The organism is Curtobacterium sp. Csp1 (assembly GCF_013347185.1).
The window spans coordinates 2,176,099-2,201,926 of the sequence record NZ_CP054594.1 but is presented as its reverse complement, the minus strand read 5'-3'; the positions used below and the strand labels follow the sequence as shown (position 1 = coordinate 2,201,926).

Genomic DNA, 25,828 nt, shown 5'->3' with positions numbered 1-25,828 from the left:
ACGGTACAGTGACCGCATGGCACCAGCGGTCTCCGACGACGCCCTCGCCGAGTTCGCCGACGTCGTCCTGCGCATCGGTCGCGAGGTCGACCCGCACGGCCAGCACGCCCTCGACATCGTCCCGCTCACCGGGACCGAGGCGCTCGTCATGCGCTGGGTGCACCGCAACCCGGGGGCCTCTCCGAGTGCGGTCGCCGAGGCCACGGCCCTCCAGCGCAGCAACTGCAGCGCCGCGCTCCGCTCCCTCGTCGCGAAGGGCATGGTCGAGCGCCGCACCGCCCCGGAGGACGCCCGCACCGTCCAGCTGCACCCGACGCCGCTCGCCGACGAGAGCATCGCCCGACTGCACGCGTCCTGGGCGGGGCGGCTGCGCGCCGCCCTCGGCGGCGACGAGCGCGGCCTCGAGGCCGCAGCGGCCCTGCTGGCACGACTCGACGACGGCCTGCGACGACGGGACTGACGTCGGACGGGAGGATCGTGGCGGGCCCGCCACGATCCTCCCGTCCGGTGTGGGGCCGGTCCGCGCGATCGGGCGAGCGGTCAGGCGCGCTGTCGCGACGCCTCGTCGTCGATCGGGAGCAGCCGGCGGGCGCCGTGACCCTCCGCGCCGAGCGCGTCGCCCGGGTTGACGACCAGGCACACGTTCAACGACACGCAGCCGCAGCCGATGCACTGCGTCATCTCCTGCTGCAGCCGCTCGAGCTCGAGCTGGCGCGCCCGCAGCCGTGCCCGCCACCGTTCGTTGAGCCGTGCCCAGTCGCGGAGCGACGGCATCCGGTCGGTCGGCAGCGCGGCGAACTGCTCGGCGACCTCGGCGAGCGGGATGCCGAGCCGCTTGGCGACCTGGATGATCGCGATCCGCCGCTCGACGTGCCGTGGGTACAGCCGTGTGCCGCCGGTCGTGCGCTCGGGGTGGATCAGGCCCTTGCGCTCGTAGAAGTGCAGGGCCGACGCGGCCACCCCGGTGCGCTGGACGACCTCGCCGATGGAGAGCAGGTCGGTCGGCTTCGGCTCCGGGATCTCCACCATGGTCGAGATCCTACGACCGCGCGCAGCGGCCCCTGGTACCCTCGACCGCGAACAAGACACGCAGTGTGTATCTACCGGCCGTCGGCACCCCGGCGGACAACGGCGGCACCCGATGGGCCCGCTCGATCCAGGCCGGCCCCAGAAGGCACACCCCTGATGCTCCAACCCCGACGCACCGATGCGTCCCTCGTCTCCCTCGCCGGTCGCTGGTACTTCCCGATCGCGTTCGTCGCCCGGCTCCCGTTCGCCATGATGGTCGTGGGCGTCCTGACGCTCGTCGTCGCCTCCCGTGACTCGGTCGCCCTCGGCGGTGTCAACTCCGCCTTCGTCGGCATCGGCTCGGCCGTCTTCGGCCCGCTGGTCGGTGCCGCCGCCGACCGGTTCGGCCAGCGCGCCGTGCTGGTGCCCGTCGGCCTGGCGAACGCGGTGCTCCTCGGCGCGCTCCCGTTCGTCGTCGCGGGCACCGCGCCGGACCTCGCCGTCCTCGCGATGTCGTTCTGCATCGGCGCGAGCGCGCCGCAGGTCGCCCCGATGTCCCGCACCCGGCTCGTCGCGATCATCCGGCAGCGGATGGCGCCGCAGCGGCACGAGCGCGTGCTCAGCGGCACCATGGCGTACGAGTCCGCGGCCGACGAGACGGTGTTCATCGTCGGACCGTTCCTGGTCGGGCTCCTGGCGAGCGCGATCGCCCCGTGGGTCGCGGTCGCCGGTGCCGCCGCCCTGACCCTGGTGTTCGTGACGGCCTTCGCGCTGCACCCGACCGGACGGCTCGTCGTCGGCGGCGCCGAGCGCGAGATCCCGGCACCCGCGACGCAGCTCCTCCGCCCGCGGCTCGTCGTCGTGGTGCTCGGGATCCTCGGCGTCGGCCTCTTCTTCGGCTCGACCTTGACGTCGCTGACCGCGTTCATGGAGCAGCACGGGGAGTCGTCCCAGGCGGGGCTGCTCTACGGGATCATGGGCATCGGCTCCGCGGCCCTGGCGCTCGGCTCGGCGGCCTTCCCGCGGGCGTTCGGCGTCGGGTGGCGCTGGCTCGCCTTCGGCGTCGTGCTGCTCGCCGGCGCGGTGGCGTTCGCGGCGGCGGACTCCGTCGGCGCCGTGGCCCTCGTGCTCGGCCTGATGGGCATCGGCATCGGGCCGACCCTGGTGGCGCAGTACAGCCTCGGGTCCGAGCGCTCGCCGATCGGCCGCTCGGCGACCACGATGACCATCCTCGGCTCGGCGGTCATCGTCGGGCAGTCCGTGGCGTCCGCGGTCGTCGGCGAGGTCGCCGAGCGTGCCGGGACCGGTGCCGCGATGGCCTTCCCGGCGTACGCGGCGGCGATCGTCGTGCTCGCGGCGGTGCTCAACCTGCTGCTGTCCCGCCGCACGGCCTGACCGGCCGGGCCGCCGGAGACCGCAGGCCCGCTCACCGGGGCAGGATGGCGGCATGCGCTTCCTGGTCCTCGGTGGCACCGCCTGGCTCGGCGCCGCGGTCGTCGACGACGCCCTCCGCGCCGGTCACGACGTCACGTGCCTCGCCCGCGGCTCGGCCGTCCCCGCGGGCGCTCGGTCGGTGGTCGCCGACCGGGACCACCCGGACGCCCTCGATGCGGTCGTCGACGACGGTCGGTGGGATGCGGTCGTCGACGTCTCCCGGGTGCCCGCGCACGTGCGCCGTGCGGTCCGGGCCCTCGAGCCGGTCGCTGATCGGTACGTGTTCGTCTCGACCGTCAGCGTGTACGCCTCGCACGCCGAGCGCGGTGCCGACGAGACCGCGGCCCTGCTGCCACCGAGCGACGACCCCGCTGAGTACGGCGCCGCGAAGGTCGCCTGCGAGCGCACGGTGACCGACGGCTTCGGCCCGGAGCGCGCGTCGATCGCCCGGGCGGGACTCATCGGCGGACCGGGCGACCACACCGGCAGGTCGGGGTACTGGCCCTGGCGGTTCGCCCACGCCGCCGCGACCGGCCGCTCGGTGGTCGTGCCGGCCGACGACGACCGCCCCACCGCGGTCGTCGACGTCCGCGACCTCGCCGCCTGGCTCGTCGGTGCCGCGGAGGGTGGTCGGCCGGGTGTCTCGAACGTCACCGGCGACCCCGTCACCCTGCGCCAGCACCTCGGCGCTGCGCGGAGCGTCGCGGGGGCGTCCGCGCCGGTCGTGGCGCTCGACGACGACACCCTGCTCGGGCACGGTGTCGCGCCGTGGGCCGGCGCGCGATCGCTGCCGCTCTGGATCCCCGACGCGGACCACCAGGGGATGAACGACCGGTCGAACGCCCGGGCGGTCCGTGCGGGACTGACGCTGCGTCCGCTCGCCGAGACCCTGTGCGACGCCCTGGCCTGGGCGGTGCGGCAGCCGCAGCACCCGCACGGCGCCGGGCTGTCCGACGACGAGGAGGACGCACTGCTCACCGGGCGCTGACGGCAGCGACGCCCCGGCCGCACCGGCCGGGCCGCCGGGTCAGTCCTCGGTGTGATCGACCAGCAGGTCCTCGTGCCGGTAGTCGTTCGACCGCAGACCGGCCCGGGCGATCATGTGCGACGACACCGGCACCAGGAACAGCTGGAACACCATCACGGGCAGCACGACCCAGAACGCCGTCCAGGTCCCCACCGCGACGACGACCGCCGCGAGCGCCATCGCCAGCCCGAGGACCTGCGGCTTCGCCATCGCGTGCAGCCGGACGAGGGGGTCCGGGAACCGCACGATGCCGATCGCCGCCGCGAGGGACAGCGCGGCGCCGACGAGCAGCAGGACCAGGGCGACCCAGGCGCGGACGCCGGCGGTGTCGAGGAAGGACTCGAGGATCTCGATCACGGGCGGCGCTCCTCGTCGACGGCGTGCTCCGGGGTGGTCGCGTCGAGGCCCTCGTCGGAGGGGTCGGACGACGGGGTGACGATGCGGGCGACCGCGATCGTGGCGAACACGCTCGTGGCCGCGATGACCACGAGCACCGGCACGGCGGTCAGGTCCCGGCGGACCACCATCGCCGCGGCGATGACGATGAGCGCGGTGGTCAGCACGATGTCGGAGCCGATCATCCGGTCCAGGATGGTCGGCCCGCGGACGATCCGACCGACCGCCAGGGCGAGCGTCGCACCGAGCAGCACGAGCAGCAGGACGACCCCGACGGCCATCACGACGACCGCGGCGCTCACCGGGTCACCTCCGGCAGCGGCTCGGCCAGCTCGGACACGTCCTGTCGCGAACCGATCGCCCGGATCACCATCTCCTCGATCCGGTGCGCCTCGCGCGTCGCGGCCTCCACCTGTTCGACGCGTTCGGTGTCGAGCACGTGCAGCAGCAGCCGTCGACGGGGCAGGTCGACGTCGGCGACGTACGATCCCGGCACGAGCGAGATCGCCAGCGTCGCGAGCGTGAAGGTCATCTCGGACGTCGTGTGCAGCTGCACGAGCACGATCGAGCTCCGCCGCACACCGCGCGGCCGGACCGCGACCCAGGCGACCCGGAACGAGGCCGCCACGACGAGCCCGGCCCAGACCACCAGGAACCAGAGCAGCCGGGGCAGCGAGAGCCGCTTCGACAGCGGGACCGGCGGGAGCGGGAGCAGCTGGGTGACGAGCAGCGCGACGACCACGCCGCAGAGCAGCGTCAGGACCGTCCACGACCCCCACAGCAGCGCCCACAGCACGGTCAGCCCGGCGACGAGCGGCACGTCGTAGCGCCACGCGACGGCGATGCGTCGTGCGTTCGAGATCCGACGGACGTCGGTCATCGCGCACCTCCGAGGACGGCCTGGACGTAGCGGTCGGGGGATTCCAGGGACTCCGCCGCGCGGGTCGCGTAGCCGTAGAGCGGCCCGGCGACGACCGTCAGGGCGACCGAACCGAGGACCGCCACCGTCGTGACGGCGACGAGCATGCGGGGCAGGCGGGCCGGCTCCGGCGCTTCGCCGGCGGTGGCCGTCGCGCCGGTCGCCGGACGGGAGGCGCTGCTCGCGTGGGGTGCGTCGGTGACGGTGGTCGATCCTCCCGGGTGGTACGCCTCGCCCGTCTCCTCGGAGACGGTGAGGGGCGCCGGTTCCGGCGACCGCAGGTGCGCGTGCGGCTCGGCCGTCGTGACGTGCGGGGCCGCCGCCTCGGCGGCCGGCTTCGGTCGCCAGAAGGCGGCGTCCCAGACGCGCATCAGCGCGTACAGGGTCAGGAGGCTCGTGACGACCCCGGCGGCGACCGTCACCCACGCCATCGGGGAGCCGTCCTCGGCCGCTGCGCGGAACAAGCCGAGCTTGCCGATGAAGCCGGAGAAGGGCGGGATCCCGCCGAGGTTGAACGCCGGGACCAGGTACAGCGCTGCCAGGAGGGGTGCCGCCTTGAGCAGCCCGCCGAGCGACCGGCTCGAGGTCGTGCCGCCGACGCGCTCCATCACGCCCGACACCAGGAACAGCGTGGTCTGCACGACGATGTGGTGCACCGTGTAGAACACCGCGGCCGCCGTGCCCGCGACCGTGCCGAGGCCGATGCCCATCACCATGAAGCCGATGTGGCTGATCAGCGTGAACGACAGCAGTCGCTTGACGTCGGTCTGCGACACCGCGCCGAGCACGCCGACGATCATCGTCAGGACCGCCACGACGAGCAGGACCGTGTTGAGCTGCGGTCTCGGGAAGATGATCGTCTCGAGGCGGATGATCGCGTAGATGCCGACCTTCGTGAGCAGGCCCGCGAACACCGCCGTGACCGGGGCCGGGGCGGTCGGGTACGAGTCCGGCAGCCAGAACGCCAGGGGGAACACGGCGGCCTTGATGCCGAACCCGATGAGCAGCATGGTGTGCAGGAGCAGCTGCACGTGCTCCGGGAGCTCGGCCATGCGCTGCGAGATCTGCGCGATGTTCACGGTGCCGGTGGCCCCGTACACCAGGCCGATCGCGGCGAGGAAGATCGCCGACGCGATGAGGCTCGTGACGATGTACGTCGTGCCGGCGCGCACCCGCTGCTCGCTGCCGCCGAGGGTGATGAGCACGTAGCTCGCCACCAGGAGCATCTCGAACGCGACGTAGAGGTTGAAGAGGTCGCCGGCCATGAACGCGTCGAGGACACCCGCCGCGAGCACGAGGTAGGTCGGGTAGAAGATCGTGACCGGGGCGTCCTCGTCGTCCGCGGCCAGGCCCTGCCCGATCGAGAACAGCAGGACGAGCAGGAGCACGCTCGCGCTCACGGTGAGGAGCAGGGCGCTCAACCGGTCGACCACCAGCGAGATGCCGTACGGCGCCTCCCAGCCGCCGACCTGCACGACGATCGTGCCGTGCTGGTCGACCAGGACCATGAGCGTCGCCGCGACCGCGACGGCGACCGCGAGCACCGCGACGGTGATCGCACGCTGGAGCTTCTGGTGCCGGAGCAGCCCGAGCGCGACGGCCGCGCCGAGCAGCGGGACGAGGACGAGCAGCGGGACGAGCCAGGTCATCGGGAGGCCTCCTCGCGCTGCGCGGCTTCGGGGTCGGTGTCGATCTCGGGGTCCTCGTCCGCCGGGTCGTCGCGGTCCTTGCCGATCGCGGCGTCGGCCTCGTCGACCTCGACCTCGTCGGCGCGGGAGAGCTTCCAGGACCGGTGGATGAGCGCGAGGAGGAACGCGCTCACGGCGAAGGTGATGACGATCGCGGTGAGGGCGAAGGCCTGGGGGAGCGGGTCGGTGATGCCCTCGGCGGACTTGCCGATCGGCGGCCGGCCTGCGGCGCCGGACATGATGAGCAGCAGCAGGTTGAGCGCGTTGCCGAGCAGCAGGAAGCCGAGCAGCATCCGCGTCAGCGAGCGTTCGAGCAGCAGGTACACCCCGCACGAGAACAGCACCGCCATCGCGATGACGAGGACCAGCGTGATGGTCATGCGGCACTCCCTTCCGGGGTCGAGGCTGCGGCGTTGTCGGCGGGGTCGGACTCGGTCGTGTCGGCGATCGGGGCGCGGGAGTCCTCGAGGCGCTGGCGGTCGACCTCGGCACCGAGGCTCCGGAGCACGTCGAGCACGAGCCCGACGACGACCAGGTAGACCCCGATGTCGAAGAACGTCGCGGTGACGAACTCCACGTGGCCGAGCACGGGGACGGTGGCCTCGAAGAACTCGGAGTACAGGGCTTCCTTCCCGAAGAACAGCGGCACGATCGCGGTCGTCGCCGCGGTCGCGACCCCGAGCCCGAGCAGGCGTCCGGCGCGGACCGGGGCGGCGGCGCCGAGCTCGGCCGGACCACCGGCGAGGTACCGGGCAGCGAGCGCGATCCCGGCGACGAGACCGCCGGCGAACCCACCGCCGGCGGCGTTGTGCCCGGCGAACAGCAGGTAGAGCGACAGGACGATGAGCCCGTGGAACAGCAGGCGCACGACCACGTCGAGCAGGGCCGAGCGACCGGTCGGGATCGCGGCACTCGTCGGCAGCCAGGCGCGGGGTTCCCCGTCCGGGCGGTGCTTGTCGCTCGTCACGCTCGAGGGCAGGTCCCGGAGCCGCGGGAGCGTGTCCTCGCGGGAGTCCAGGAAGATCAGGCTCGCGACGCCCGTGGCCGCGGCGACGACGACGGTCAGCTCGCCGAGGGTGTCCCAGCCGCGCAGGTCGACGAGGGCGACGTTCACGACGTTCAGGCCGTGCCCGAACGAGCTCGTGAGCGCGGGCAGGTCCGGCCAGAGCGGCTCGGCCGTCCGGGCGGAGGCCGCGACGACGACGACGACCGCGAGGGTGACCCCGGCGAGGGCGGCGAAGAGCGCGCGGACGATCCGGAACCGCGAGGGGTTCGCGGTCGCGATCCGCGGGGGGAGCCGGCGGAGCACGAGCACGAACGCGATGAGCGTCACGGTCTCGACCACGAGCTGCGTGAGCGCGAGGTCGACGGCGCCGTGCAGGACGAAGAGCACGGACATGCCGTAGCCGGTGACGCCGACCAGGACGGCCGCGGCGAAGCGGGTCTTCGCGGTGAGCACGGCGATCGCCGCGATCGCCATCACGACGACGACGGGCACCTGGCCCCACGAGTCCGCGAACCGGACGTGGAACGCCCACGGCCCGCCGAGCACCAGGTTCGCGAGGGCGCCGGCGACGAACACCGACAGGATCACGGTGAGGTAGTAGGGGAGCGAGCCGCGCTGCAGGCTGGCGGTCAGGCCGGTCGCGAAGCGGTCGAGCCCGCGCATCAGCCGGCGGTACGTGCCCGAGGCGCTCGGCGAGCCCTCGAGCCGGTCCTGCAGGGCACCGACCGGGCGACGGAGCAGGAACAGGGCCGTGCCGCCCAGGAGCGTCAGCGCGGAGATGCCGAGGGCGGGCTCCAGTCCGTGCCAGAGCGCCAGGTGCGGGACCTCGCCCGGGAGGGCGGCATCGGCGGCAGCCGGTTCGATGCCGTGCGCGACCACCGGGGTCAGCAGGCCGAGGACGACCCCGGCGACGGCGAGCACCGACGGCACGACGCCGAGGCCGTGCAGTCCGTGCGGCTCCGTGGCCGCGACCCCGGGCTTCCGGGCGAAGGTGCCCCAGAGGAAGCGCAGCGAGTACGCCACGGTCAGGACCGACCCGAGCGTGACCCCGATCAGGGCGACCCACGCCCACCCGGCCTGGGCACCGTGCAGCTCCTCGACGAAGCCGGTGAGCACGGCCTCCTTCGCGACGAAGCCGATCGTCGGCGGCAGCCCGGCCATCGACGCGAGGGCGAGCACGCTCACCACGACGAGCCACGGCGTGCGGCGCCCGAGCCCGCTGAGCTTCCGGAGGTCGCGGGTGCCGGTGGCGTGGTCGACCGCCCCGACGACCAGGAAGAGCGTCGACTTGAAGGTGGCGTGCGCGACGAGCAGGGCGACCCCGCCGAGCGCCAGGGCCGGCACGCCCCATCCGACCGCGAGCACCAGGAAGCCGAGCTGCGCGACGGTGCCGTACGCGAGCAGGAGCTTGACGTCGGTCTGGCGCAGGGCGCGGTACCCGCCGATGAGCATGCCGGCGACGCCGAGCACCGTGACGGTCTCGCGCCAGCCGGTCACCAGCGCGAACGCGGGGGCCAGCCGGGCGACGAGGTAGATGCCGGCCTTCACCATCGCCGCGGCGTGCAGGTAGGCGCTGACCGGGGTCGGGGCGGCCATCGCGGCGGGGAGCCAGAAGTGGAAGGGGACGATCGCCGACTTCGTCAGGGCGCCGAGGAGCACGAGCACGACGGCGACCCGGCCGGTCGACGAGCTCCGGGGCCCGCGCGATGATGCCGGACAGGCTCGAGGTCCCCGCGGTCACGGACAGGGCGACGAGCCCCGCGAGCATCGCCAGACCACCGGCGGTCGTGACGATGAGGGCCTGCATGGCGGCCGCGCGGCTGGCGCGCTTCGCGGCGTCGTGCCCGATGAGCAGGTAGGAGAAGACGGTCGTCGCCTCCCACAGCACGAAGAGCACGATCACGTCGTCGGCGACCACGAGCCCGTACATCGAGCCGGCGAAGGCGGTCAGGACGCCCGCGAACCGGCCGGTCCCGGGTTCGTCGCGACCGAAGTACGACGCGCAGTACACGAGCACGAGGGTGCCGACGACGGACACCACGAGCGCGAGCACCCACGACAGGGCGTCCATCCGCAGTGCGATCGCCAGGTCGAGCTCGGGGATCCACCGCCACGTGCTCGTCACCCCGCCGTGCAGTGCGGCGTCCGTCCGGGCGACGGTCAGCACCGCGGCAGCGGCCGGTGCGAGGGCAGCGACGGAGAAGACGTGGCGGCCGAGCAGGGGGGTCAGGGCGGGGACGATCAGGGCGACGATCGCGAACGCGACGAGGACGGAGACCATCGGGCACCTCCTCGGGGTCGGGCTGCAGTCCGGCTCACTGGGCCCTCACAGCCTACGAGCAGGCGGTTGGCAACTTCCTGTACGGCCGGACAGCCGGCGACGTGCGGGAGCAGACTGCCCCACCACTCTGCACCGCGACCGGCGCGGGCGTTGCGGGTCAGCGCTCGTACGCCTTCGCGGGGATCTGCGTCGCGAGCTTCCCGCCGGACACGTCGACGAGGGTCCCGGTGACGTACCCGGCTGCGTCGCTCGCGAGGAACACGAGCAGGTCCGCGACGTCGTCGGCCGATTCCCACCGCCGGATCGACAGCGTGTCGAGCAGCCGGTCCTGCGCGGCGGACGGCATCTCGGCGAACCCGTTCATCGCCGTCGGCACCATGCCCGGCGCGTACGCGTTCACGGTGATGCCCCACGGCCCGAGTTCGGACGCGAGCACCCGGGTGAAGGCGACGACCGCGGACTTCGACGCCGCGTACGCCGCGCTCCCGACGCTCGGCACGATCGCCGCGAACGACGCCGCGTTGAGGATCCGTCCGCGTCCGGCGGCCTGCATGACCGGCGCGACCGCCTGGGCCACCAGGAACGTGCCGCCGACGTTGACGTCCATGCACCGGCGCCAGGCGTCCCACCCGAGCTCGGCGACCGTCCCCTCGACGTTGATGCCGGCGTTGTTCACGAGTACGTCGACCGTGCCGTGCCGGGCGACGACCCCGTCCACCGCCGCGCGCACGGACGCGGGGTCGGTCACGTCGCAGCGGACCTGGTCGACGCCGGTCGTCGGTGCGTCCGGGAACGCGAGGTCGAGCGCCACCACCCGGCAGCCCTCGGTCACGAACCGGTCGGCGAGCACGGCGCCGATCCCTCGGGCGGCCCCGGTCACGAGGACCACGCGGTCGGTCAGGTCGAGGTGCATCGTCGCTCCTGTCGTCGGTGTCGCGCGCCGACCACCGCGACGCCGCGAGAGCCATACTGTTCCACCATGACGGCGAAGGTGCTCTGGACCACGGGTGGCGGCAGCGGCATGGGGGCGGCCGGAGCCGTCGCGGCCGCGCGGGACGGCTGGACGGTCGTGCTCAGCGGGCGTCGGGCGGACCGGCTCGAGCAGGTCGCCGCGACGATCCGCGCCGCGGGTGGCACCGCCGACGTCCTGCCCGTCGACGTCGCCGACGCCGACGCCGTGCGTACGGCGCGGGACACGGTGCTCGAACGGCACGGGAGGCTCGACGGACTGCTGCTCGCGGCGGGCCTGAACACGCCCCGGCGCCGGTGGGACGACCAGTCGCTCGACCAGGTCCGCGCCGTCCTCGACACGAACCTGACGGCCGTCGTGACCGTCGTCGATGCCGCCCTGCCCGCCCTCCGCGCCACCGGCGGCGTGGTCGTCGCCGTGTCGTCCTACGCCGGGTGGTCGTTCCAGCCGGGCGCCGGCGTCGCCTACTCGGCGTCGAAGACCGCGCTCGGCTCGGTGGTGCGGACGCTCAACCAGCAGGAGGCGCAGCACGGGGTCCGGGCGACCCACCTGTGCCCCGGCGACGTCGCGACGGACTTCCTCGACCAGCGCCCCGTCGTGCCGGACGCGGACGCCCGGGCGCGCATGCTGCAGCCCGAGGACGTCGGACGGACCGTCGCGTTCGTGCTCGGCGCCGCGCCGCACGTCCGCATCGACGAACTCGTGCTGTCCCCCGTCGCGCAGCACTGACCGCAGATCCCGGAGGAGACCCCCGTGCAGCTCACCGACCTCGTCCCCGACCCCACCGCGCTCGAGCGGATCGCGACCGGCAGCACCTGGGCCGAGGGGCCGTGCTGGGTCCCCGCCACCGGCACCCTGCGGTGGTCGGACATCCCCGGCGACCGCATCCTCCAGTGGCACGAGGACACCGGGGAGACGACCGAGTACGCCACCGGGGTCGAGTTCACGAACGGCCGCGTGCTCGACCGCGACGGCTCGGTCGTCCAGTGCTCGCACGGCCGCCGTCGGGTCGAACGGGACCGGGACGGCGTCGTCACCCCGATCGTCGACGCGTGGGCCGGCGGACGCCTCAACTCGCCGAACGACGTCGTCGTCGCGCGGGACGGCAGCGTGTGGTTCACCGACCCGGCGTACGGCATCACGCAGCCGCGCGAGGGGCACCCCGGCGAGCGGGAGTACGGCGACCACTGGGTGTTCCGGTGCGGCCCCGACGGCGAGGACCTGCGACCGGTCGTGCTCGACTGCGACGAGCCGAACGGCCTCGCGTTCTCGCCCGACGAGCGGGTGCTCTACGTCGCCAGTTCCTCCGCGGACCTGCCCGTGATCCGCGCCTACGATCGCGACGGCGCCCGGGTCAAGAACGGCCGCGAGTTCGTCCGCCTCGACCCCGGGGAGGGGGTGCCGGACGGCATCCGGGTCGACGAGCACGGCCACGTGTGGTCGTCAACCCACCGCGGGGTCTCCGTGTTCGCACCGGACGGCACCCGGATCGGCGACGTGCCGGTGCCCGAGGTCGTCGCGAACCTGTGCTTCGGCGGCGCCGACGGTCGCACGCTCTTCGTCACCGCGACCACGTCCGTGCACCGCCTGCGCACCACGACCCGGGACGCAACCAGCATCTGACATTCCGTTCTGGTCGACTGCGATGTAGTATTCCACCGCAGCCGAGAGATCAGGAGTGTCGTCATGCCCGAGGTCGCCATCATCGGGACGCGGGGGTACCCGTCCTACTACGGCGGGTTCGAGACCGCCGTCCGACAGCTCGCCCCGTCGCTGGCCGACGCCGGCTGGGACGTCACGGTCTACGGTCGTCCCGGTCAGGAGCGGTCCGACGACCCGCACCTCGACCCACGCGTCGCCCGGCGCACGACCCGCGGACTCGAGACCCGGTCGCTGTCGACGCTCACGTACGGGCTCACCGCCACGCTCGACGTCCTGCGCCGCCGCCCCGACGCCGTCCTCGTGATGAACTGTGCGAACGGGTACTGGCTCCCACTCCTCCGTCTCGCCGGCATCCCCGCGGTCGTCAACGTCGACGGCCTCGAGTGGGAGCGTGCGAAGTGGGGGCGCCTCGCTCGGACCGTGTTCTGGTGGGGTGCCCGGATGACTGCGCGGTGGGGGACCGAGTTGGTCTTCGACGCCGAGGCGATCGGACGCTACTGGCGTCGGGAGCTCGGTCGGGACGGCGCCGTCATCCCCTACGGCGGCACGGAGCTCGGCCCACTGCCGCTCCACGACGACGACGCCGACCTCCACGGCGTGCCCTTCGCGCTCCTGGTCGCCCGGTTCGTCCCGGAGAACACCGTGCCGGAGTTCCTCGCGGCGGCGCGGCGGATCGGCGAGCGGCACCCGGTGGTGATCGTCGGGTCCACCGGGTACGGCGGCGACCTCGACGAGCAGGCCCGCGCGCTCGCCGACGAGCACCCGCGGGTCCGCTGGCTCGGCCACGTCTCGGACGACGCCCGGCTCCTCGCGCTCTGGCAGCACGCCGGCGCCTACTTCCACGGGCACAGCGTCGGCGGGACCAACCCCGCGCTCGTCCAGGCGATGCACTGCGGTGCCCCGGTGGTCGCCCGAGACACCGTCTACAACCGCGAGGTCCTCGCCGACACCGGTGCCCGGTTGGTCCAGCCGGAGCCGGCGGCCATCGCGGACGCCGTGACGGACCTGCTCGAGGATCCGGCAGCGCAGCGGGCGCTCCGGACGGCTGTGCGGGCCCGGGCGGCCTCGGCGTACGACTGGCCCTCGGTGTGCGCCGCCTACGAGCGACTGCTCGCAGAGGTGTCCGGCCACCGTGTCCGGGAGTTCGCTGCCGTATCCTGACCCGGCCATGCAGTGCGACTACTTCGACCGCGGGGTGTGCCGGTCCTGCACCCTGATGGGCCAGCCCTACGCCGACCAGGTGCTCGACAAGGAGATCCGCACGCGCGAGCTCCTGCGCGACGCCGTCGAGCACGCCGGGGGTGCGGCAGCGGTCTCCTGGCTCCCGGCGATCACGAGCCCGGAGTCCGGCTACCGGAACAAGGCGAAGATGGTCGTCGGCGGGACCGTCCAGCGGCCGACGATCGGCATCCTCGACGACCGTCAGCGCGGGGTCGACCTGCGGCACTGCGGCATCTGCACGCCCGGCGTCCAGCGGGCGCTCCCCGTCCTGGCGGACTTCGTCGCGGACGTCGGGCTCATCCCGTACGACGTCGCGGCCCGTCGGGGCGAGCTGAAGTTCGTGCTCGTCACGGAGTCCCCGGACGGCGAGCTCATGGTCCGGTTCGTGCTCCGCTCGGAGGGGCAGCTCCCGCGCCTCCGCGAGCACCTCGGCGCCCTGCGGCAGGTGCTGCCCGAGGCCGTCGTCGTCACCGTGAACCTGCTCCCGGAGCACAAGGCCGTGACCGAGGGGGAGCGCGAGGTCGTGCTCACCGAGCAGGAGACGCTGCCGATGCGCTTCGACGACGTCACGATGCACCTCCGGCCGCAGAGCTTCTTCCAGACGAACACCTCCGTCGCCGCGCAGCTGTACGGCCAGACGTCGACGTGGATCGACGAGGTGGGACCGACGTCGATGTGGGACCTGTACTGCGGCGTCGGCGGCTTCGCCCTGCACGCTGCACGCCCCGGACGCGCCGTGACCGGCATCGAGACGAGCCGTGATGCCGTCCGCTCCGCGAAGCAGTCCGCGCGCGAGGCCGGTCTGTCCGACGTGCGCTTCGCCGCCGACGACGCGACCGAGCACGCCCTCCGCGCTCGTCCGGACGCCGTCCCCGAGCTCGTCGTCGTGAACCCGCCCCGGCGGGGCATCGGCGAGACGCTGTCCAGCTGGCTCGAGCAGTCCGACGTGCAGCACGTCGTCTACTCGAGCTGCAACCCGGTGACCCTCGCGAAGGACCTCGCCCGCATGCCGTCGCTGCGGCTGCGCCGCGCGCGGGTGCTCGACATGTTCCCCCAGACCGGCCACCTCGAGGCGGTCACCCTGCTGTCCAGGGACTGACCAGGAGGCGACCAGGGGACGGACGGGAGGCTCTGCACCAGCCCGCCCCGCGCCTCCAGCCCGTCGCATTGCCAGGGAACTGCCAAGGTCACGTACCCGGGTACGGCGCGATCACCATGGACGCGGCGATCGCCGCGTACAGGAACAGCGGTGGGGTACATAGCAGCAACGGGTAGAACCGTTGGTCTCGGTTTGATAACAGTCCTGAGTTTCCTATGGTGGCCGACCAGACGCCGCCGGCACGAGACCACTGCCCCCGGAGGCGCACCCCACGACACGACCGCGATCGGTCGGGACGGGCAGTGGCGACCGAGACCGCTCCGGCGGCGTGCGGTCCGTGGTCCCGGTGGAGCGATCAACCATGAAGAAGCTTTCCCGTACCCGCACCATCGTCGGTGGCCTGGCGTTCGCCGGCATCGCCGCGACCGGTGTCGGCCTCGCGGCGGCGCCCGCGAACGCAGCGTCCGGCTCGACCTGGGACGCGCTTGCACAGTGCGAGTCCGGCGGCAACTGGGCCATCAACACCGGCAACGGCTACTACGGCGGCCTGCAGTTCACCCTCGGCACCTGGCAGGCGAACGGCGGCTCGGGCAACCCGGCGTCGGCGAGCCGCGAGGCCCAGATCGCCGTGGCCGAGCGCGTCCTCGCCTCGCAGGGCTGGGGCGCCTGGCCGGCCTGCTCCGCGAAGCTCGGCCTGAGCGGGACCGCCGGTGCAGCACCGCAGGCCGCGGCCCCGCAGCAGGCCGCTCCCCAGCAGGCCGCCCCGCAGCAGGCGGCGCCGAAGCAGGTCGCCCCGCAGCAGCGCACGGCGCCGGCGACCACGCAGGCGGCGAAGCCCGCTGCGCCGTCGAAGCCCGCCGCGGTCCCGACGAGCGGCAAGACGTACACGATCCAGTCCGGCGACACCCTGGACAGCATCGCGACGAAGCTCGGCATCGACGGCGGCTACATGAAGCTGTGGGCCGCGAACACGTCGACCATCGACGACGCGAACCTGATCTACGCCGGCCAGGAGCTGCAGCTCCCCGCCTGATCGACCTCCCGATCCAGCACGAGACCCCCGCGAACGAACGTCGCGGGGGTCTCGTGCTGTCCGGGTCCGGGTCCGGGTCCGGGTCGGTGTGGGGTCAGTGGTTCCGGGCGGCGAGCCACCGGTCGAGGTCGTCGGAGCGGAGGGACTGGGCGAGCGTCCGCCGGTCGCCGTCGTCGAGCGTCACGTACGACTGGCCGTCGGCGCTCGTGCCCGAGCCCGCGGTCGGCATCGTGAAGGTCCGGAGGTCGTCGGCCCGGACGCCACGGAGGGACCAGCCCAGCCCGAAGAGCGTCGGGGCGTCCAGGCCCGGGTCGACCGCGAGGTGGCGGCTGGTCACGGCGACGGCCTCCTGGATCCGACCGGGCTGGGTGAGAGTCCCGCGGGAGAGAGCCTGCTGGAACACCCCCCGCATGAACGCCTGCTGGTTGCGCACGCGGGTGTGGTCGGCATCGGCGAAGGCGTGCCGTTCGCGCACGAACGCGAGGGCCTCGGCGCCGTCGAGCCGGTTCGGCCCCGCAGTGAAGGTGTGACCACCGGTGGTGAAGGCCTGTGGCGACGACACGGTGACACCGCCGAGCGCGTCCGTCAGGTCCTCGAACCCGGCGAAGTCGATCTCGGCGACGTGGTCGATCCGGACGTCCAGCAGCTGCTCGACGGTCTGCACGGTGAGGGGGACGCCGCCCCACGAGTACGCCGCGTTGATCTTCGCCTGGCCGTGGCCGGGCACGTCGACCCAGGCGTCGCGCATGATGGACATCAGGTAGACCGCGTGCCGGTCCGCCGGGACGTGCGCGAGCATCAGGGCATCGGACCGCCCGCCGAGGGCCTGGTCGCCGTCGGGGTCGCGGGCTGCTCGCGAGTCCGAGCCGATGAGCAGGACGTTCTGCGCGCCGGCCGTCGGGGCGGGACGCTCCCCGGTCGGGAACGCGTCGGCGATGACGTCCTTCTCGGTGTCGAAGCTCCGGACGAGTCCGCCGACGAACACCGCCCCGACGACGGCCAGCACGGTGGCGACGCCGGCGAGCGAGGCGGTCGCGGCGAGGACCGCGCGGAGGTCCGGACGTCGACGGCGTGGCTTGCGTGCCTGCTGGTCGGGCCGTGGGCGGCGGCTGCCCCGGGATGCTCGGAGCTCGGCCTCGGCCGCCGCGCGGGCGGCGCGGCGCTCGGAGACGGGGGACGGGACGTCGGCACGGTCGGGCACGGCTGCTCCTGCGGGTCGGGTCGACCCTGACGTCGACGACGCCAGCATACCGCAGGTGATATGCGAATATCAGTCGGAGGACAGGATCCTCGTCAGTCGTTCCCGGAGTGCGTCGTCGTCGGGCAGCACCTCGCGCTCGATGTGCCGCGCTGTGTCCCACGCTGCGCGTCCGGCATCGGTGACCGAGACCACCCGGCGTCGACGGTCGTCGGGGTGCGGCGTCCGCTCGACGAGCCCGTCACGCTCGGCCCGCTCGAGCGTCAGGGACATCGTCTGCGGTCGGACGTGCGCCGTCCGTGCGAGGGTGTCGGCGCCGGTCGGCCCGGTCCGGATCAGGATGTCGATGGCGATGAGCGCTGCGTGGGTCAGCCCGATCGCCCGGAGCCGCTCGTCCCAGTCGCGCTCGACGGCCCGGGCTGCTGCGGAGAGCAGGCGGCCGAGGGGCCACTGCTCCGCCTGCTCGTGCATGACCGGAGTCTACGGCGCGCCCGGACGACCAAAGTGATCAGCATGCTGACGATCCGTGTACGCTCGCCGTCGTGCCCCGCTTCCTCCGCATCGTGCTGCCCGCCGTCGTCATCGTGGTCTGGCTCGTCGTCGCCTCCGTCGGCGGTCCGGTCTTCGGCAAGATCTCCGACGTCGCGACCAACGACCAGACGTCCTTCCTGCCGGCCTCGGCCGACGCGACGAAGGTGCAGGAGCGCTCCTCGGCGTTCCGGCAGGCGTCCGGGGCGCCCGCGATCGTCGTGCTCGACCGGGACGGCGGGCTCCGCGACGGCGACCGGACCGCGGCCGAGCAGCTCGCCGCGACGCTCGGCGACCGGAGCGACGTCCAGGGGGTGAGCCCGGTCATCCCGAGCGAGGACGGCGACGCGGTCGAGATCGTGGCGACGCTGACCCAGGACGCCGAGACCGGTGAGGCGGTGGCGTCGATCCGCGCCGACGTCGAGGACGCGCTGCCCGCCGGGCTCTCCGGGTACGTCACCGGTCCGGCGGGCTTCACGGCCGACCTGACCGAGGCGTTCGCGGGCATCGACGGCATCCTGCTCGGGGTCGCCCTCGCCGCGGTCTTCGTGATCCTCGTCGTCGTCTACCGTTCGCCGCTCCTGCCGGTGCTCGTGCTCGGTACCGCGACCTTCGCCCTCTGCGCCTCGATCCTCGTCGTGTACTGGCTCGCGGACGCCGGCATCGTCACCGTGAACGGCCAGGTGCAGGGCATCCTGTCGATCCTGGTGATCGGTGCCGCGACGGACTACGCGCTCCTGTACACCGCCCGGTACCGCGAGGCGCTGCGGGACCACCGGACCGGCTGGGGTGCGACGAAGGCGGCCCTGCGCGGCGCTGTCGAGCCGATCGTCGCCTCGGGCGGTACCGTCATCGTCGGCGTGCTGTGCCTGCTGTTCTCGGACCTCAACTCCAACAAGGCGCTCGGTCCGGTCGCGGCCATCGGCATCGCGTTCAGCCTGCTCGCCGCCCTCACTCTGCTGCCGGCGCTCCTGATGGCGTTCCGGCGGGCTGCGTTCTGGCCGCTGCGGCCGGCGTACGGCAGCGCGCACAAGGTGCTCACCGGGCCGGACGCCCGGGGCCTCTGGGCGCGCGTCGGGCGGCTCGTGGCGCGTCGGACCCGCACGGTGTGGGTGGTCTGCACGGTGGCCCTGCTCGCGATGGGGGCCGGCATCGTCGGGCTCCGGGCGGACGGTGTCCCGCAGAGCGACCTCGTCATCGGGTCCTCGCAGGCCCGGGACGGCCAGGACGTCCTCGCCGACCACTTCCCCGGCGGCTCCGGGAGCCCCGCGCAGGTGATCGGCCCGGAGCGCGACCTCGACCGGCTCGTCACGGCGATCCGCTCGGTCGACGGGGTGGACGGCGTCGTGGCGGCGGCGAAGGACAGCCCGTCCGGGACCACCCCCGTCGGCACCACGACGAAGGCCGACACTGCTGCCCGGGGACCGGTCGCCGACCCGACGGTCTCGGGCGGGGACGTCCTGCTCGAGGCCACGCTCACCGCACCCGCCGACTCGGCACGCGCGGAGCAGACCGTGCGGGACCTGCGGACCGCGGTGGAGCGGGTGGCGCCGGACGCGCTCGTCGGCGGGGTCACCGCCACCGCCCTCGACACGAACGACACCGGCATCCGCGACCGGACGGTCATCATCCCGATCGTGCTGGTGGTCATCCTGCTCATCCTGATGCTGCTGCTGCGGAGCGTCGTGGCGCCCCTGGTGCTCATCGGGAGCGTCATCGTGTCCTTCGTGGCCGCGCTCGGCGTCGGCGCGCTCGTCTTCGACCACGTCCTGCACCTGCCGGGCGCCGACCCCTCGGTCCCGCTGTTCTCGTTCGTGTTCCTCGTGGCGCTCGGGGTGGACTACAACATCTTCCTCATGACCCGGGTCCGCGAGGAGGCCCTGCGGCACGGACCGCGCGAGGGCGTGCTCCGCGGCCTCGGGGCGACGGGCGGCGTGATCACTTCGGCGGGCATCGTCCTCGCGGCGACGTTCGCGGCGCTCGGCGTCATCCCGATCCTGTTCCTCGTGCAGATCGCGTTCATCGTGGCGTTCGGCGTCCTGCTCGACACGGTCGTGGTCCGCTCCCTGCTCGTGCCGGCGGTCGTGTACGACCTCGATCGCCGCGCATGGTGGCCGTCGCGCCGCTCGCGCGCGACCCATCACATGTGACACGCTGGTCCCATGCCCGTACCCTCCACGCAGCCGGCCGCCGAGCGGAAGCTCCTCCGCGACACCGTGCAGGACAAGATCCGTGACGCGATCATGGACGGCACGCTCGAGCCCGGCGAACGTCTGAACGACGACGACCTGATCGCCTGGCTCGGCGTCTCCCGGACGCCCATCCGCGAGGCGCTGGCGGAGCTCGCCCGGGCCGGCCTCATCGAGATGGCGCCGAACCGCTACACGCGGGTCGCCGCACCGTCCAAGGACGAGATGCTCGACGCATTCCGGACGCTCGGCGTGATCTACGGCGGAGTCGTCCGGCTCGCGGTGCCGCGGTTCACGGCGGCGGAGCGGAAGAAGATCGTCGCGATGCTCGACGACGTCGCGGCCCGGATGGACGCGCAGCACCAGGCCGAGGTCGTCCGCGAGGGCTCGGACCTGTACGGGATGTGGGCCGACGCCTGCGGGAACCCGTCGCTCGCGCAGCTCTGCCGCGCGACCACGGACGGCCTCGCGTTCAAGCTGCGCGTGCCGGAGTTCGCCGAGCTCGTCCCGATCGAGGTCGTCCGGCCCGAGCTCGACGACCTGAAGGCCGCCGTCCTCGCCGAGGACCCGATCGCCGCCGAGCTGGCGATGGAGGCCATCCACCTGCTCCCGACGCGCTCCTGACGGATCGGCACCGCGACGCGGCTGCGGTCGCGGACGCGGTGCGTGCCGGACGGGAGGCACGTGGCGGCGCCGCCACGTGCCTCCCGTCCGGCCCGTCCCGGCCCCGCGCCGGGGCGAGTGTCCAGGACTCTCCCTGTCCGTTCCACGCTGTGCGGTTATGGTTTCCGGGTGAGCATCGATCCCGAGCAGACGACGCGCCGCGCCCGCCGCGGCCACGTGCCGCCGCGCCACGGGCGCCAGAAGCGCGGGGGCGGGGTCGTCCTGCCCGCCGTCGCGGGAGTGCTGGCGATGGGCCTGGTCCTCACCGGCGGGTACGCCGCGTTCGCGTACGCGAGCCTGTCCAACAACGTCACGAAGATCGACGCGATCGTCCCGAAGGCCAAGGGGGCGGACGACGTCGACGGCACCGCGCAGAACATCCTGCTCGTCGGTGACGACCACCGGCCGGACAACGCGACGCCGGAGGAGATGGCGGAGCTCAGCACCGAGTCCGACGGCGGCGCGACGAACACCGACACGATGATCGTGCTGCACATCAGCGCCGACGGGTCCCAGGCGACGATGATCTCGTTCCCGCGCGACTCGTACGTCGACATCCCGGGCGTCGGCAAGGGCAAGCTCAACAGCGCCTTCTACTACGGGACGCTCAACGGCGGTGGCGACACCGGCGGCGCGAAGCTCCTCATCCAGACGATCCAGGACCTCAGTGGCCTGACGATCGACCACTACGTGCGCGTCTCGCTGCTCGGCTTCTACCAGGTCGTCAAGGAACTCGGGCCGGTCGAGGTCTGCCTGAACCAGCCCGCCAAGGACCCGTACTCCGGGGTGGACCTGCCCGCGGGGACGTCGCAGCTCGACGCGAAGCAGGCGCTCTCCTTCGTGCGGCAGCGGCACGGACTGCCGAACGGCGACCTCGACCGCAACGTCCGCCAGCAGTACTTCCTGTCGCAGGAGGCCCGCAAGGTGCTCTCCGCCGGGACCCTGCTCAACCCCGTCAAGATGAACAACATCCTCAGCGCGGTGGGCGGCTCGGTGCAGACCGACACCGACCTCATCTCGCTCGCGACGCAGATGCGGAACCTGCGGCCGGGGAACATCCAGTCGGCGACGATCCCGACGCTCGGCACCCCCACGATCTACGTCGGCGGCTCCGCGCTGTCGATCGTCCAGGTCGACACCGTCGGGCTGCCCGCCTTCGTGCAGGGACTCGTCGGCGAGCCCGAGGAGTACACGAAGGCGACCGCTGCGGAGCCCGCGGCGACGACCGTCACGGTGCTGAACGGCAGCGGTGTCACGGGTGCCGCGGCCGCCGCGGGAGAGAACCTGACAGCGCGCGGCTTCCAGGTCGGCGCCCCGGGGTCCTCCGACGAGACGAAGACCACCCAGGTGCAGTACCCGGCGGGCCAGGAGGCGCAGGCGAAGGCCGTCGCCGCGGTCGTGCCCGGTGCCGTCGCGGTGCGCTCGACGAAGGTGACCGGCGTGACGCTCGTGCTCGGGTCCGACGGCAAGACCGTGTCCGCCCCAGCCGCCCCCGCGTCGCCGGACGCCGGCTCGTCCGAACCCGCTGCGCCGGAGTCGTCGTCCTCGTCGGAGTCGTCGGAGCCGTCGCCGTCGTCGACCGACGTGAAGTCGTACGGCAAGGAAGGCGTCTGCATCAACTGAGTGCTGCCCGGCAGGGTGCTGTGACGGTGCCCGTCGATTGGCGCTCGCGCCGACCGGCATGTGGAATGTCACGGTGCGAGCGCAACTGCAGACGAACCGGGACGAAGAACGTGCGTGGCTCCTTGCGGCCGCCAAGGGTGACCGGCTCGCGTTCGGCCGGTTGTACGGTCGGCTCCGACCACTCGTCGAGCGGTGGGTGCGACTCGTGGTGGTCGACCCGTGGCAGTCCGAGGAGGTCGTGCAGGACGTCTTCCTCGAGGTGTGGCAGATCGCCGGACGGTACGACCCCCGGCACACTGCGGTCGCGTGGATCCGGACCATCGCCCAGCGGCGGGCGATCGACCGGGTGCGGTCGAGCCAGGCCGATCGGCAGCGTGACCTGCGCATCGGGGCGCGGCACCTCGAGCTCGTCGACCACGCGTCGCTCGAGCGGGCCGAGGGGGTGCTCGACCGGGCGGCCCTCCGCGACGCCGTCCGGTCGCTGCCGGACCGACAGCGCGAGGCGGTCGTGCTCCGCCACCTGGTCGAGCTGAGCGGCCCGGAGCTCGCGGACCGGCTCGGGGTCCCGCTCGGGACCGCGAAGAGCCGTGCGCGCGACGGCGTCTCGGCGCTCCGGCGTTCCCTGGCGCACCGGGCAGGACCGCCTCGGTAGGTTCGTGCCGTGACCTCCGCCGCGCGCCCGATCACCCTGATGACCTACAACGTGAAGAACCCGGACCCGGCCCACGACTGGCCGGCCCGACTGCCGCTGGTCCTCGAGGTCATCCGGCGGCACGACCCCGACGTGCTGTGCGTGCAGGAGGCGTTCGACCACCAGATGGACGACCTGCGAGCCGGTCTGCCGGACCACGGTGACGTCGGGCAGGCCCGCGAGGGCGGAACCGCGGGGGAGCACGCCGCCGTGTTCTTCCGCCGCGACCGACTCCGTCCGGTGGACGAGGGCACGTTCTGGCTGTCGGACACCCCTGACGAGCCGGTGTCGAACACGTGGGGCAGCCTGTACCCGCGGGTGGCGAACCACGCCCGGTTCCTCGACGTCGACGGGTCGTCCTTCACGCTCCTGACCTCGCACTTCGACCACGAGGAGAACGCGCACGGCGACGACGTCCGACGGCGGAGCGCCGCGCTGGTCGTGGAGCGGCTCCACGCGGTCGACGGACCGGTCGTGTTCGCGGGCGACTGCAACGAGCCGGCGGGCGGTGGCGCCGCCTGGCAGGTCTTCGTGGACGCCGGGTACCGCGACGCCTGGCTCGACGCCGGGGACCCGGGCGACCGGACGGCGACGTACAACGACTGGCAGGCGCCGGTGGACTCGGGGGAGCGCATCGACTGGGTGTTCACACGCGGGGTGACCGGGGTGGACCGGGTCGTGATCGACCACGACGGGCCCGAGACCTGGGCGGCGAGCGACCACTTCCCGGTGGTCGCGACGATCCGGGTCTGACCCGGGGCGATCAGCCCGAGGGCTGGCGCTCGGCGGTCAGCAGGAGCGCTGCGCGTGCACCGGCATCGGGGAGCCGAGCACGCTCACGACGGTGCCGTTCGTCAGGGCGGAGACCCCGTTCGAGCCCGCGTCGTCGGCATCACCGCTGGCCGTGGTGTCGTCGTCCGCTGCGGTCTCGTCGCCGGTGTCGGCGTCGTCGTCCGTCGTCGGTGCCCATCCGGGTTCGAGCAGGAGCTGCCAGGCACGGGAGTCGCCCGAGCCGAAGGACACCTTGTCGGAGCGCGGCGCAGCGCGGAGTTCGTCCCCGATGTCGTCACCGACCTGGACGCCGTCGGGGCCGGACAGGGCGACCGGGTCGCCGGACCGCGAGCGGACGGTGTCCTTGAGCACGCGGATCTCGACGGCGTTGCCCGCCGCGGCCGGGGTCGTCATGGCCGCGACGCGCAGGGCCCCGCCCCACGTGTAGGTGGTCCCGGACGGGAAGCACGCGCCGCCCGAGCCGATCGCGGTCTGCGTCCGCGCGGGGGTGCCGAGCAGCCGGTTCAGCAGGTCCACCGTCGACCGCGAGTCGCGCATGGACACGTCGGCGACGGTCTTGTCCCCGCTGCGGAACACGAGGGACTCCGCGTCGAGCTCGACGGCGTCGACGCGCCGGAGCTTGGCCGTGGAGACGTCGACGGACGGCGTCGCGGACGGTGTGCCGTCACCCGGGAGCTCCGCCGCGGCGGCGGTCGGCACCCCGCCGAGCTGGCTCGGGCCGACGCCCAGCGAACCCGCCGTGACGGCGAGCGCGGCAGCGCCAAGCGCGAGCAGGGTCCGGGGAGTCACCAGCCGACCGTACGACGCCCGACCGGACAGAACGACAGGTGTTACCGAATCGCGTCCTCGTCGTCATGCGTTCGTGACATTCGGGGATGTGTCACGGAACCGCCACGGGGGACACCCCGCTGGACGGGCCCGGGTCCGGTCGTGCGTACCGTCGCCCCCATGACGGAGCAGCAGGGCGGCCGGACGGGTCGCGACCAGTACACGATGCAGGACCCCACGAAGCTCTACGCCGACAAGAAGCCGGACGAGCAGTACCTCCCGGGCGCCGGGACCGACGAGGAGATGGCGCAGAACGTCCCCGCGGACCACGGCGAGGACACCTACCGCGGCTCCGGGCGGCTCGAGGGGCGCAAGGCGCTCGTCACCGGCGGCGACTCGGGCATCGGAGCGGCGGTCGCGATCGCCTTCGCCCGCGAGGGTGCGGACGTCGCGATCGTGTACCTGCCCGAGGAGCAGGAGGACGCCGACCGCATCGTCGGGCTCATCGAGGACGCCGGGCGCACGGCCGTGGCCATCCCGGGCGACATCACGGAACTGGCGTTCTGCGAGGAGCTCGTGCAGCGGGCCGTTGACGGCCTGGGCGGTCTCGACATCCTGGTGAACAACGCCGGCAAGCAGCAGAACGTCGACGACATCACGAAGATCTCGGACGAGGAGTTCGACGAGACCTTCAAGACGAACGCCTACGCCACGTTCCGCATCACCAAGGCCGCGGTGCCGCACCTGCAGCCCGGCTCCACGATCATCAACACGACGTCGATCCAGGCGTACGCCCCCTCGCCGCACCTCGTGCACTACGCCGCGACGAAGGCGACCGTGAACAACATGGCGAAGGGGCTCGCCGCACAGCTCGCGCCGAAGGGCATCCGTGTGAACGCGGTCGCTCCCGGGCCGATCTGGACCCCGCTGCAGCCCGCCGGTGGACAGCCGCCGGAGGCCCTGCCGTCCGCCGGTGAGCAGACGTACCTCGGCCGCTGGGGGCAGCCGGCCGAGCTCGCGCCGGCCTTCGTGTTCCTGGCGAGCGGCGAGTCGTCCTACGTCGTGGGCGAGACGCTGCACGTCGACGGTGGCATGCCCACGCCGTAGTCGCCGCCTGTGACGGAGTGGAGGCGCGGTGCCGGCCGGCACCGCGCCTCCACTCCGTCACAGGGTCGCGTCAGCAGGCGACGGAACGTGCCATCCGCTCGAGCAGCTCCCGCGCCGACATCGCCGCCGTGAGCTCGACCTCGACCGGGTTGATCCCGACCGCGCGCTCGAAGGCCCGTCGACGTGCCTGGTCGGCGATCGGGACCTCGGGGCGCTGCGGGAGCCGGGCGATGGCGTCGGCCGCCGCCGCGAACGCACCGATCGGTGCACCGAGCTGCTGCCACATCGTCCGGACGTCGTGGGCCACCTGCTCGGCGTCGCTCCCGAACTCGAAGCCCGCCGACGCCATGGTCGCCAGTCCCTGTGCGACGGGGTCCTCCGGGGTCATCCCGGCATCGTCGCACGTCCCGTCCCCGAGCGCAGTGCACGTGGTGTAGGTCGATCCCTTGTCCCCCGACATGCCGACACCCGTTACGGGGATTCTGGTGGCCCCCGTGCAGGCGCTTGGATGGGGGTGCGGACAGG

General features: G+C 73.1%; 26 protein-coding genes and 1 pseudogene. 14 read left to right on the top strand and 13 right to left on the bottom strand.

What is annotated here, in order from left to right; translation table 11 throughout:
• Positions 1-16 precede the first annotated feature (16 nt).
• The gene (locus HUN58_RS10535; RefSeq protein ID WP_114850680.1) at positions 17-460 is read left to right on the top strand and encodes a MarR family winged helix-turn-helix transcriptional regulator; all 444 of its coding nucleotides are present in this window, start codon (positions 17-19) and stop codon (positions 458-460) included.
• A gap of 80 nt (positions 461-540) precedes the next feature.
• Here the strand turns inward: HUN58_RS10535 and soxR are convergent, their stop codons facing one another.
• Positions 541-1,029: a redox-sensitive transcriptional activator SoxR gene (gene soxR, locus HUN58_RS10530; protein WP_180225829.1), complete on the bottom strand. Its 489-nt coding sequence runs from the start codon at positions 1,027-1,029 to the stop codon at positions 541-543.
• A 156-nt stretch (positions 1,030-1,185) separates the two neighbouring features.
• Here soxR and HUN58_RS10525 point away from each other — a divergent pair, with 156 nt between their 5' ends.
• Both HUN58_RS10525 and HUN58_RS10520 read left to right on the top strand, forming a co-directional pair.
• On the top strand, positions 1,186-2,403 hold the full coding sequence (locus HUN58_RS10525) for an MFS transporter (RefSeq protein ID WP_180225828.1): 1,218 nt from the start codon (positions 1,186-1,188) through the stop codon (positions 2,401-2,403).
• Between the two features lie 52 nt (positions 2,404-2,455).
• Complete coding sequence (locus tag HUN58_RS10520; protein ID WP_180225827.1) at positions 2,456-3,430, top strand: NAD-dependent epimerase/dehydratase family protein; 975 nt, start codon at positions 2,456-2,458, stop codon at positions 3,428-3,430.
• 39 nt (positions 3,431-3,469) lie between these two features.
• Here HUN58_RS10520 and mnhG read toward each other — a convergent pair whose 3' ends face one another.
• The 8 genes and pseudogenes from mnhG to HUN58_RS10485 all read right to left on the bottom strand — a co-directional run bounded on the left by mnhG (position 3,470) and on the right by HUN58_RS10485 (position 10,672).
• Positions 3,470-3,826, bottom strand: a complete 357-nt coding sequence (gene mnhG, locus HUN58_RS10515) for a monovalent cation/H(+) antiporter subunit G (protein ID WP_180225826.1) — start codon at positions 3,824-3,826, stop codon at positions 3,470-3,472.
• Positions 3,823-4,167 (bottom strand): sodium:proton antiporter, encoded by a 345-nt coding sequence (locus HUN58_RS10510; protein WP_114850684.1) that lies wholly within the window; start codon positions 4,165-4,167, stop codon positions 3,823-3,825. Before HUN58_RS10510 ends, mnhG begins: the two co-directional genes overlap by 4 nt.
• Positions 4,164-4,745, bottom strand: coding sequence for a Na+/H+ antiporter subunit E (locus HUN58_RS10505; RefSeq protein ID WP_114850685.1), 582 nt, complete (start codon positions 4,743-4,745; stop codon positions 4,164-4,166). The genes HUN58_RS10510 and HUN58_RS10505 overlap by 4 nt, the downstream gene beginning before the upstream one ends.
• Complete coding sequence (locus HUN58_RS10500; protein WP_058741434.1) at positions 4,742-6,433, bottom strand: Na+/H+ antiporter subunit D; 1,692 nt, start codon at positions 6,431-6,433, stop codon at positions 4,742-4,744. Before HUN58_RS10500 ends, HUN58_RS10505 begins: the two co-directional genes overlap by 4 nt.
• Positions 6,430-6,852: a Na(+)/H(+) antiporter subunit C gene (locus HUN58_RS10495; protein WP_058741433.1), complete on the bottom strand. Its 423-nt coding sequence runs from the start codon at positions 6,850-6,852 to the stop codon at positions 6,430-6,432. The genes HUN58_RS10500 and HUN58_RS10495 overlap by 4 nt, the downstream gene beginning before the upstream one ends.
• Complete coding sequence (gene mbhE / locus HUN58_RS10490) at positions 6,849-9,143, bottom strand: hydrogen gas-evolving membrane-bound hydrogenase subunit E (RefSeq protein WP_254631446.1); 2,295 nt, start codon at positions 9,141-9,143, stop codon at positions 6,849-6,851. The genes HUN58_RS10495 and mbhE overlap by 4 nt, the downstream gene beginning before the upstream one ends.
• Before the next feature lie 97 nt (positions 9,144-9,240).
• Positions 9,241-9,549: pseudogene (locus HUN58_RS20510) on the bottom strand (proton-conducting transporter membrane subunit); the annotation flags it as partial.
• 367 nt (positions 9,550-9,916) lie between these two features.
• Positions 9,917-10,672: an SDR family NAD(P)-dependent oxidoreductase gene (locus HUN58_RS10485; protein ID WP_141859854.1), complete on the bottom strand. Its 756-nt coding sequence runs from the start codon at positions 10,670-10,672 to the stop codon at positions 9,917-9,919.
• 66 nt (positions 10,673-10,738) lie between these two features.
• Here HUN58_RS10485 and HUN58_RS10480 point away from each other — a divergent pair, with 66 nt between their 5' ends.
• From HUN58_RS10480 to HUN58_RS20935, 5 genes are all read left to right on the top strand, one after another.
• Positions 10,739-11,458 (top strand): SDR family oxidoreductase, encoded by a 720-nt coding sequence (locus HUN58_RS10480; RefSeq protein ID WP_141859856.1) that lies wholly within the window; start codon positions 10,739-10,741, stop codon positions 11,456-11,458.
• A gap of 24 nt (positions 11,459-11,482) precedes the next feature.
• Positions 11,483-12,352: an SMP-30/gluconolactonase/LRE family protein gene (locus tag HUN58_RS10475; protein WP_180225824.1), complete on the top strand. Its 870-nt coding sequence runs from the start codon at positions 11,483-11,485 to the stop codon at positions 12,350-12,352.
• A 63-nt stretch (positions 12,353-12,415) separates the two neighbouring features.
• Complete coding sequence (locus HUN58_RS10470; RefSeq protein WP_180225823.1) at positions 12,416-13,552, top strand: glycosyltransferase; 1,137 nt, start codon at positions 12,416-12,418, stop codon at positions 13,550-13,552.
• Positions 13,553-13,559: 7 nt separating this feature from the next.
• Positions 13,560-14,711 (top strand): 23S rRNA (uracil(747)-C(5))-methyltransferase RlmC, encoded by a 1,152-nt coding sequence (gene rlmC, locus HUN58_RS10465; protein ID WP_180225822.1) that lies wholly within the window; start codon positions 13,560-13,562, stop codon positions 14,709-14,711.
• Positions 14,712-15,072: 361 nt separating this feature from the next.
• The gene (locus HUN58_RS20935) at positions 15,073-15,744 is read left to right on the top strand and encodes a transglycosylase family protein (RefSeq protein ID WP_180225821.1); all 672 of its coding nucleotides are present in this window, start codon (positions 15,073-15,075) and stop codon (positions 15,742-15,744) included.
• Between the two features lie 94 nt (positions 15,745-15,838).
• On the opposite strand, the gene HUN58_RS10455 is transcribed toward HUN58_RS20935, so the two are convergent.
• Together HUN58_RS10455 and HUN58_RS10450 are read right to left on the bottom strand one after the other, a co-directional pair.
• The gene (locus HUN58_RS10455; protein WP_180225820.1) at positions 15,839-16,945 is read right to left on the bottom strand and encodes an LCP family protein; all 1,107 of its coding nucleotides are present in this window, start codon (positions 16,943-16,945) and stop codon (positions 15,839-15,841) included.
• A gap of 69 nt (positions 16,946-17,014) precedes the next feature.
• A complete protein-coding gene (locus HUN58_RS10450; protein ID WP_175325485.1) occupies positions 17,015-17,413 on the bottom strand; it encodes a MarR family winged helix-turn-helix transcriptional regulator in 399 nt (132 codons plus the stop codon).
• A gap of 71 nt (positions 17,414-17,484) precedes the next feature.
• Here HUN58_RS10450 and HUN58_RS10445 point away from each other — a divergent pair, with 71 nt between their 5' ends.
• The 5 genes from HUN58_RS10445 to HUN58_RS10425 all read left to right on the top strand — a co-directional run bounded on the left by HUN58_RS10445 (position 17,485) and on the right by HUN58_RS10425 (position 23,389).
• On the top strand, positions 17,485-19,620 hold the full coding sequence (locus HUN58_RS10445; protein ID WP_180225819.1) for an efflux RND transporter permease subunit: 2,136 nt from the start codon (positions 17,485-17,487) through the stop codon (positions 19,618-19,620).
• Positions 19,621-19,632: 12 nt separating this feature from the next.
• Entirely contained in the window at positions 19,633-20,283 is a 651-nt protein-coding gene (locus HUN58_RS10440) for a GntR family transcriptional regulator (RefSeq protein ID WP_180225818.1), read from the top strand.
• 168 nt (positions 20,284-20,451) lie between these two features.
• Entirely contained in the window at positions 20,452-21,945 is a 1,494-nt protein-coding gene (locus HUN58_RS10435; protein WP_141859870.1) for an LCP family protein, read from the top strand.
• A 73-nt stretch (positions 21,946-22,018) separates the two neighbouring features.
• Positions 22,019-22,597 carry a sigma-70 family RNA polymerase sigma factor gene (locus tag HUN58_RS10430; RefSeq protein ID WP_167509968.1) on the top strand — a complete coding sequence of 193 codons (579 nt, stop codon included), beginning with the start codon at positions 22,019-22,021 and terminating at the stop codon, positions 22,595-22,597.
• Positions 22,598-22,606: 9 nt separating this feature from the next.
• Positions 22,607-23,389: an endonuclease/exonuclease/phosphatase family protein gene (locus tag HUN58_RS10425; RefSeq protein WP_180225817.1), complete on the top strand. Its 783-nt coding sequence runs from the start codon at positions 22,607-22,609 to the stop codon at positions 23,387-23,389.
• 36 nt (positions 23,390-23,425) lie between these two features.
• On the opposite strand, the gene HUN58_RS10420 is transcribed toward HUN58_RS10425, so the two are convergent.
• Entirely contained in the window at positions 23,426-24,217 is a 792-nt protein-coding gene (locus HUN58_RS10420; RefSeq protein ID WP_141859874.1) for a hypothetical protein, read from the bottom strand.
• 204 nt (positions 24,218-24,421) lie between these two features.
• Here HUN58_RS10420 and HUN58_RS10415 point away from each other — a divergent pair, with 204 nt between their 5' ends.
• Positions 24,422-25,303 carry an SDR family oxidoreductase gene (locus HUN58_RS10415; protein ID WP_167510169.1) on the top strand — a complete coding sequence of 294 codons (882 nt, stop codon included), beginning with the start codon at positions 24,422-24,424 and terminating at the stop codon, positions 25,301-25,303.
• Between the two features lie 70 nt (positions 25,304-25,373).
• On the opposite strand, the gene HUN58_RS10410 is transcribed toward HUN58_RS10415, so the two are convergent.
• Entirely contained in the window at positions 25,374-25,691 is a 318-nt protein-coding gene (locus HUN58_RS10410; RefSeq protein WP_180225816.1) for a hypothetical protein, read from the bottom strand.
• Positions 25,692-25,828 lie beyond the last annotated feature (137 nt).

Bases quoted from the DNA above. Each gene is read 5' to 3' on its own strand.
- HUN58_RS10535 (WP_114850680.1), top strand. From the start codon at position 17: ATGGCACCAGCGGTCTCCGACGACGCCCTCGCCGAGTTCGCCGACGTC.
- soxR (WP_180225829.1), bottom strand. From the start codon at position 1,029: ATGGTGGAGATCCCGGAGCCGAAGCCGACCGACCTGCTCTCCATCGGC.
- HUN58_RS10525 (WP_180225828.1), top strand. From the start codon at position 1,186: ATGCTCCAACCCCGACGCACCGATGCGTCCCTCGTCTCCCTCGCCGGT.
- HUN58_RS10520 (WP_180225827.1), top strand. From the start codon at position 2,456: ATGCGCTTCCTGGTCCTCGGTGGCACCGCCTGGCTCGGCGCCGCGGTC.
- HUN58_RS10505 (WP_114850685.1), bottom strand. From the start codon at position 4,745: ATGACCGACGTCCGTCGGATCTCGAACGCACGACGCATCGCCGTCGCG.
- HUN58_RS10500 (WP_058741434.1), bottom strand. From the start codon at position 6,433: ATGACCTGGCTCGTCCCGCTGCTCGTCCTCGTCCCGCTGCTCGGCGCG.
- HUN58_RS10495 (WP_058741433.1), bottom strand. From the start codon at position 6,852: ATGACCATCACGCTGGTCCTCGTCATCGCGATGGCGGTGCTGTTCTCG.
- HUN58_RS10485 (WP_141859854.1), bottom strand. From the start codon at position 10,672: ATGCACCTCGACCTGACCGACCGCGTGGTCCTCGTGACCGGGGCCGCC.
- HUN58_RS10480 (WP_141859856.1), top strand. From the start codon at position 10,739: ATGACGGCGAAGGTGCTCTGGACCACGGGTGGCGGCAGCGGCATGGGG.
- HUN58_RS10470 (WP_180225823.1), top strand. From the start codon at position 12,416: ATGCCCGAGGTCGCCATCATCGGGACGCGGGGGTACCCGTCCTACTAC.
- rlmC (WP_180225822.1), top strand. From the start codon at position 13,560: ATGCAGTGCGACTACTTCGACCGCGGGGTGTGCCGGTCCTGCACCCTG.
- HUN58_RS20935 (WP_180225821.1), top strand. From the start codon at position 15,073: ATGAAGAAGCTTTCCCGTACCCGCACCATCGTCGGTGGCCTGGCGTTC.
- HUN58_RS10450 (WP_175325485.1), bottom strand. From the start codon at position 17,413: ATGCACGAGCAGGCGGAGCAGTGGCCCCTCGGCCGCCTGCTCTCCGCA.
- HUN58_RS10440 (WP_180225818.1), top strand. From the start codon at position 19,633: ATGCCCGTACCCTCCACGCAGCCGGCCGCCGAGCGGAAGCTCCTCCGC.
- HUN58_RS10415 (WP_167510169.1), top strand. From the start codon at position 24,422: ATGCAGGACCCCACGAAGCTCTACGCCGACAAGAAGCCGGACGAGCAG.
- HUN58_RS10410 (WP_180225816.1), bottom strand. From the start codon at position 25,691: ATGACCCCGGAGGACCCCGTCGCACAGGGACTGGCGACCATGGCGTCG.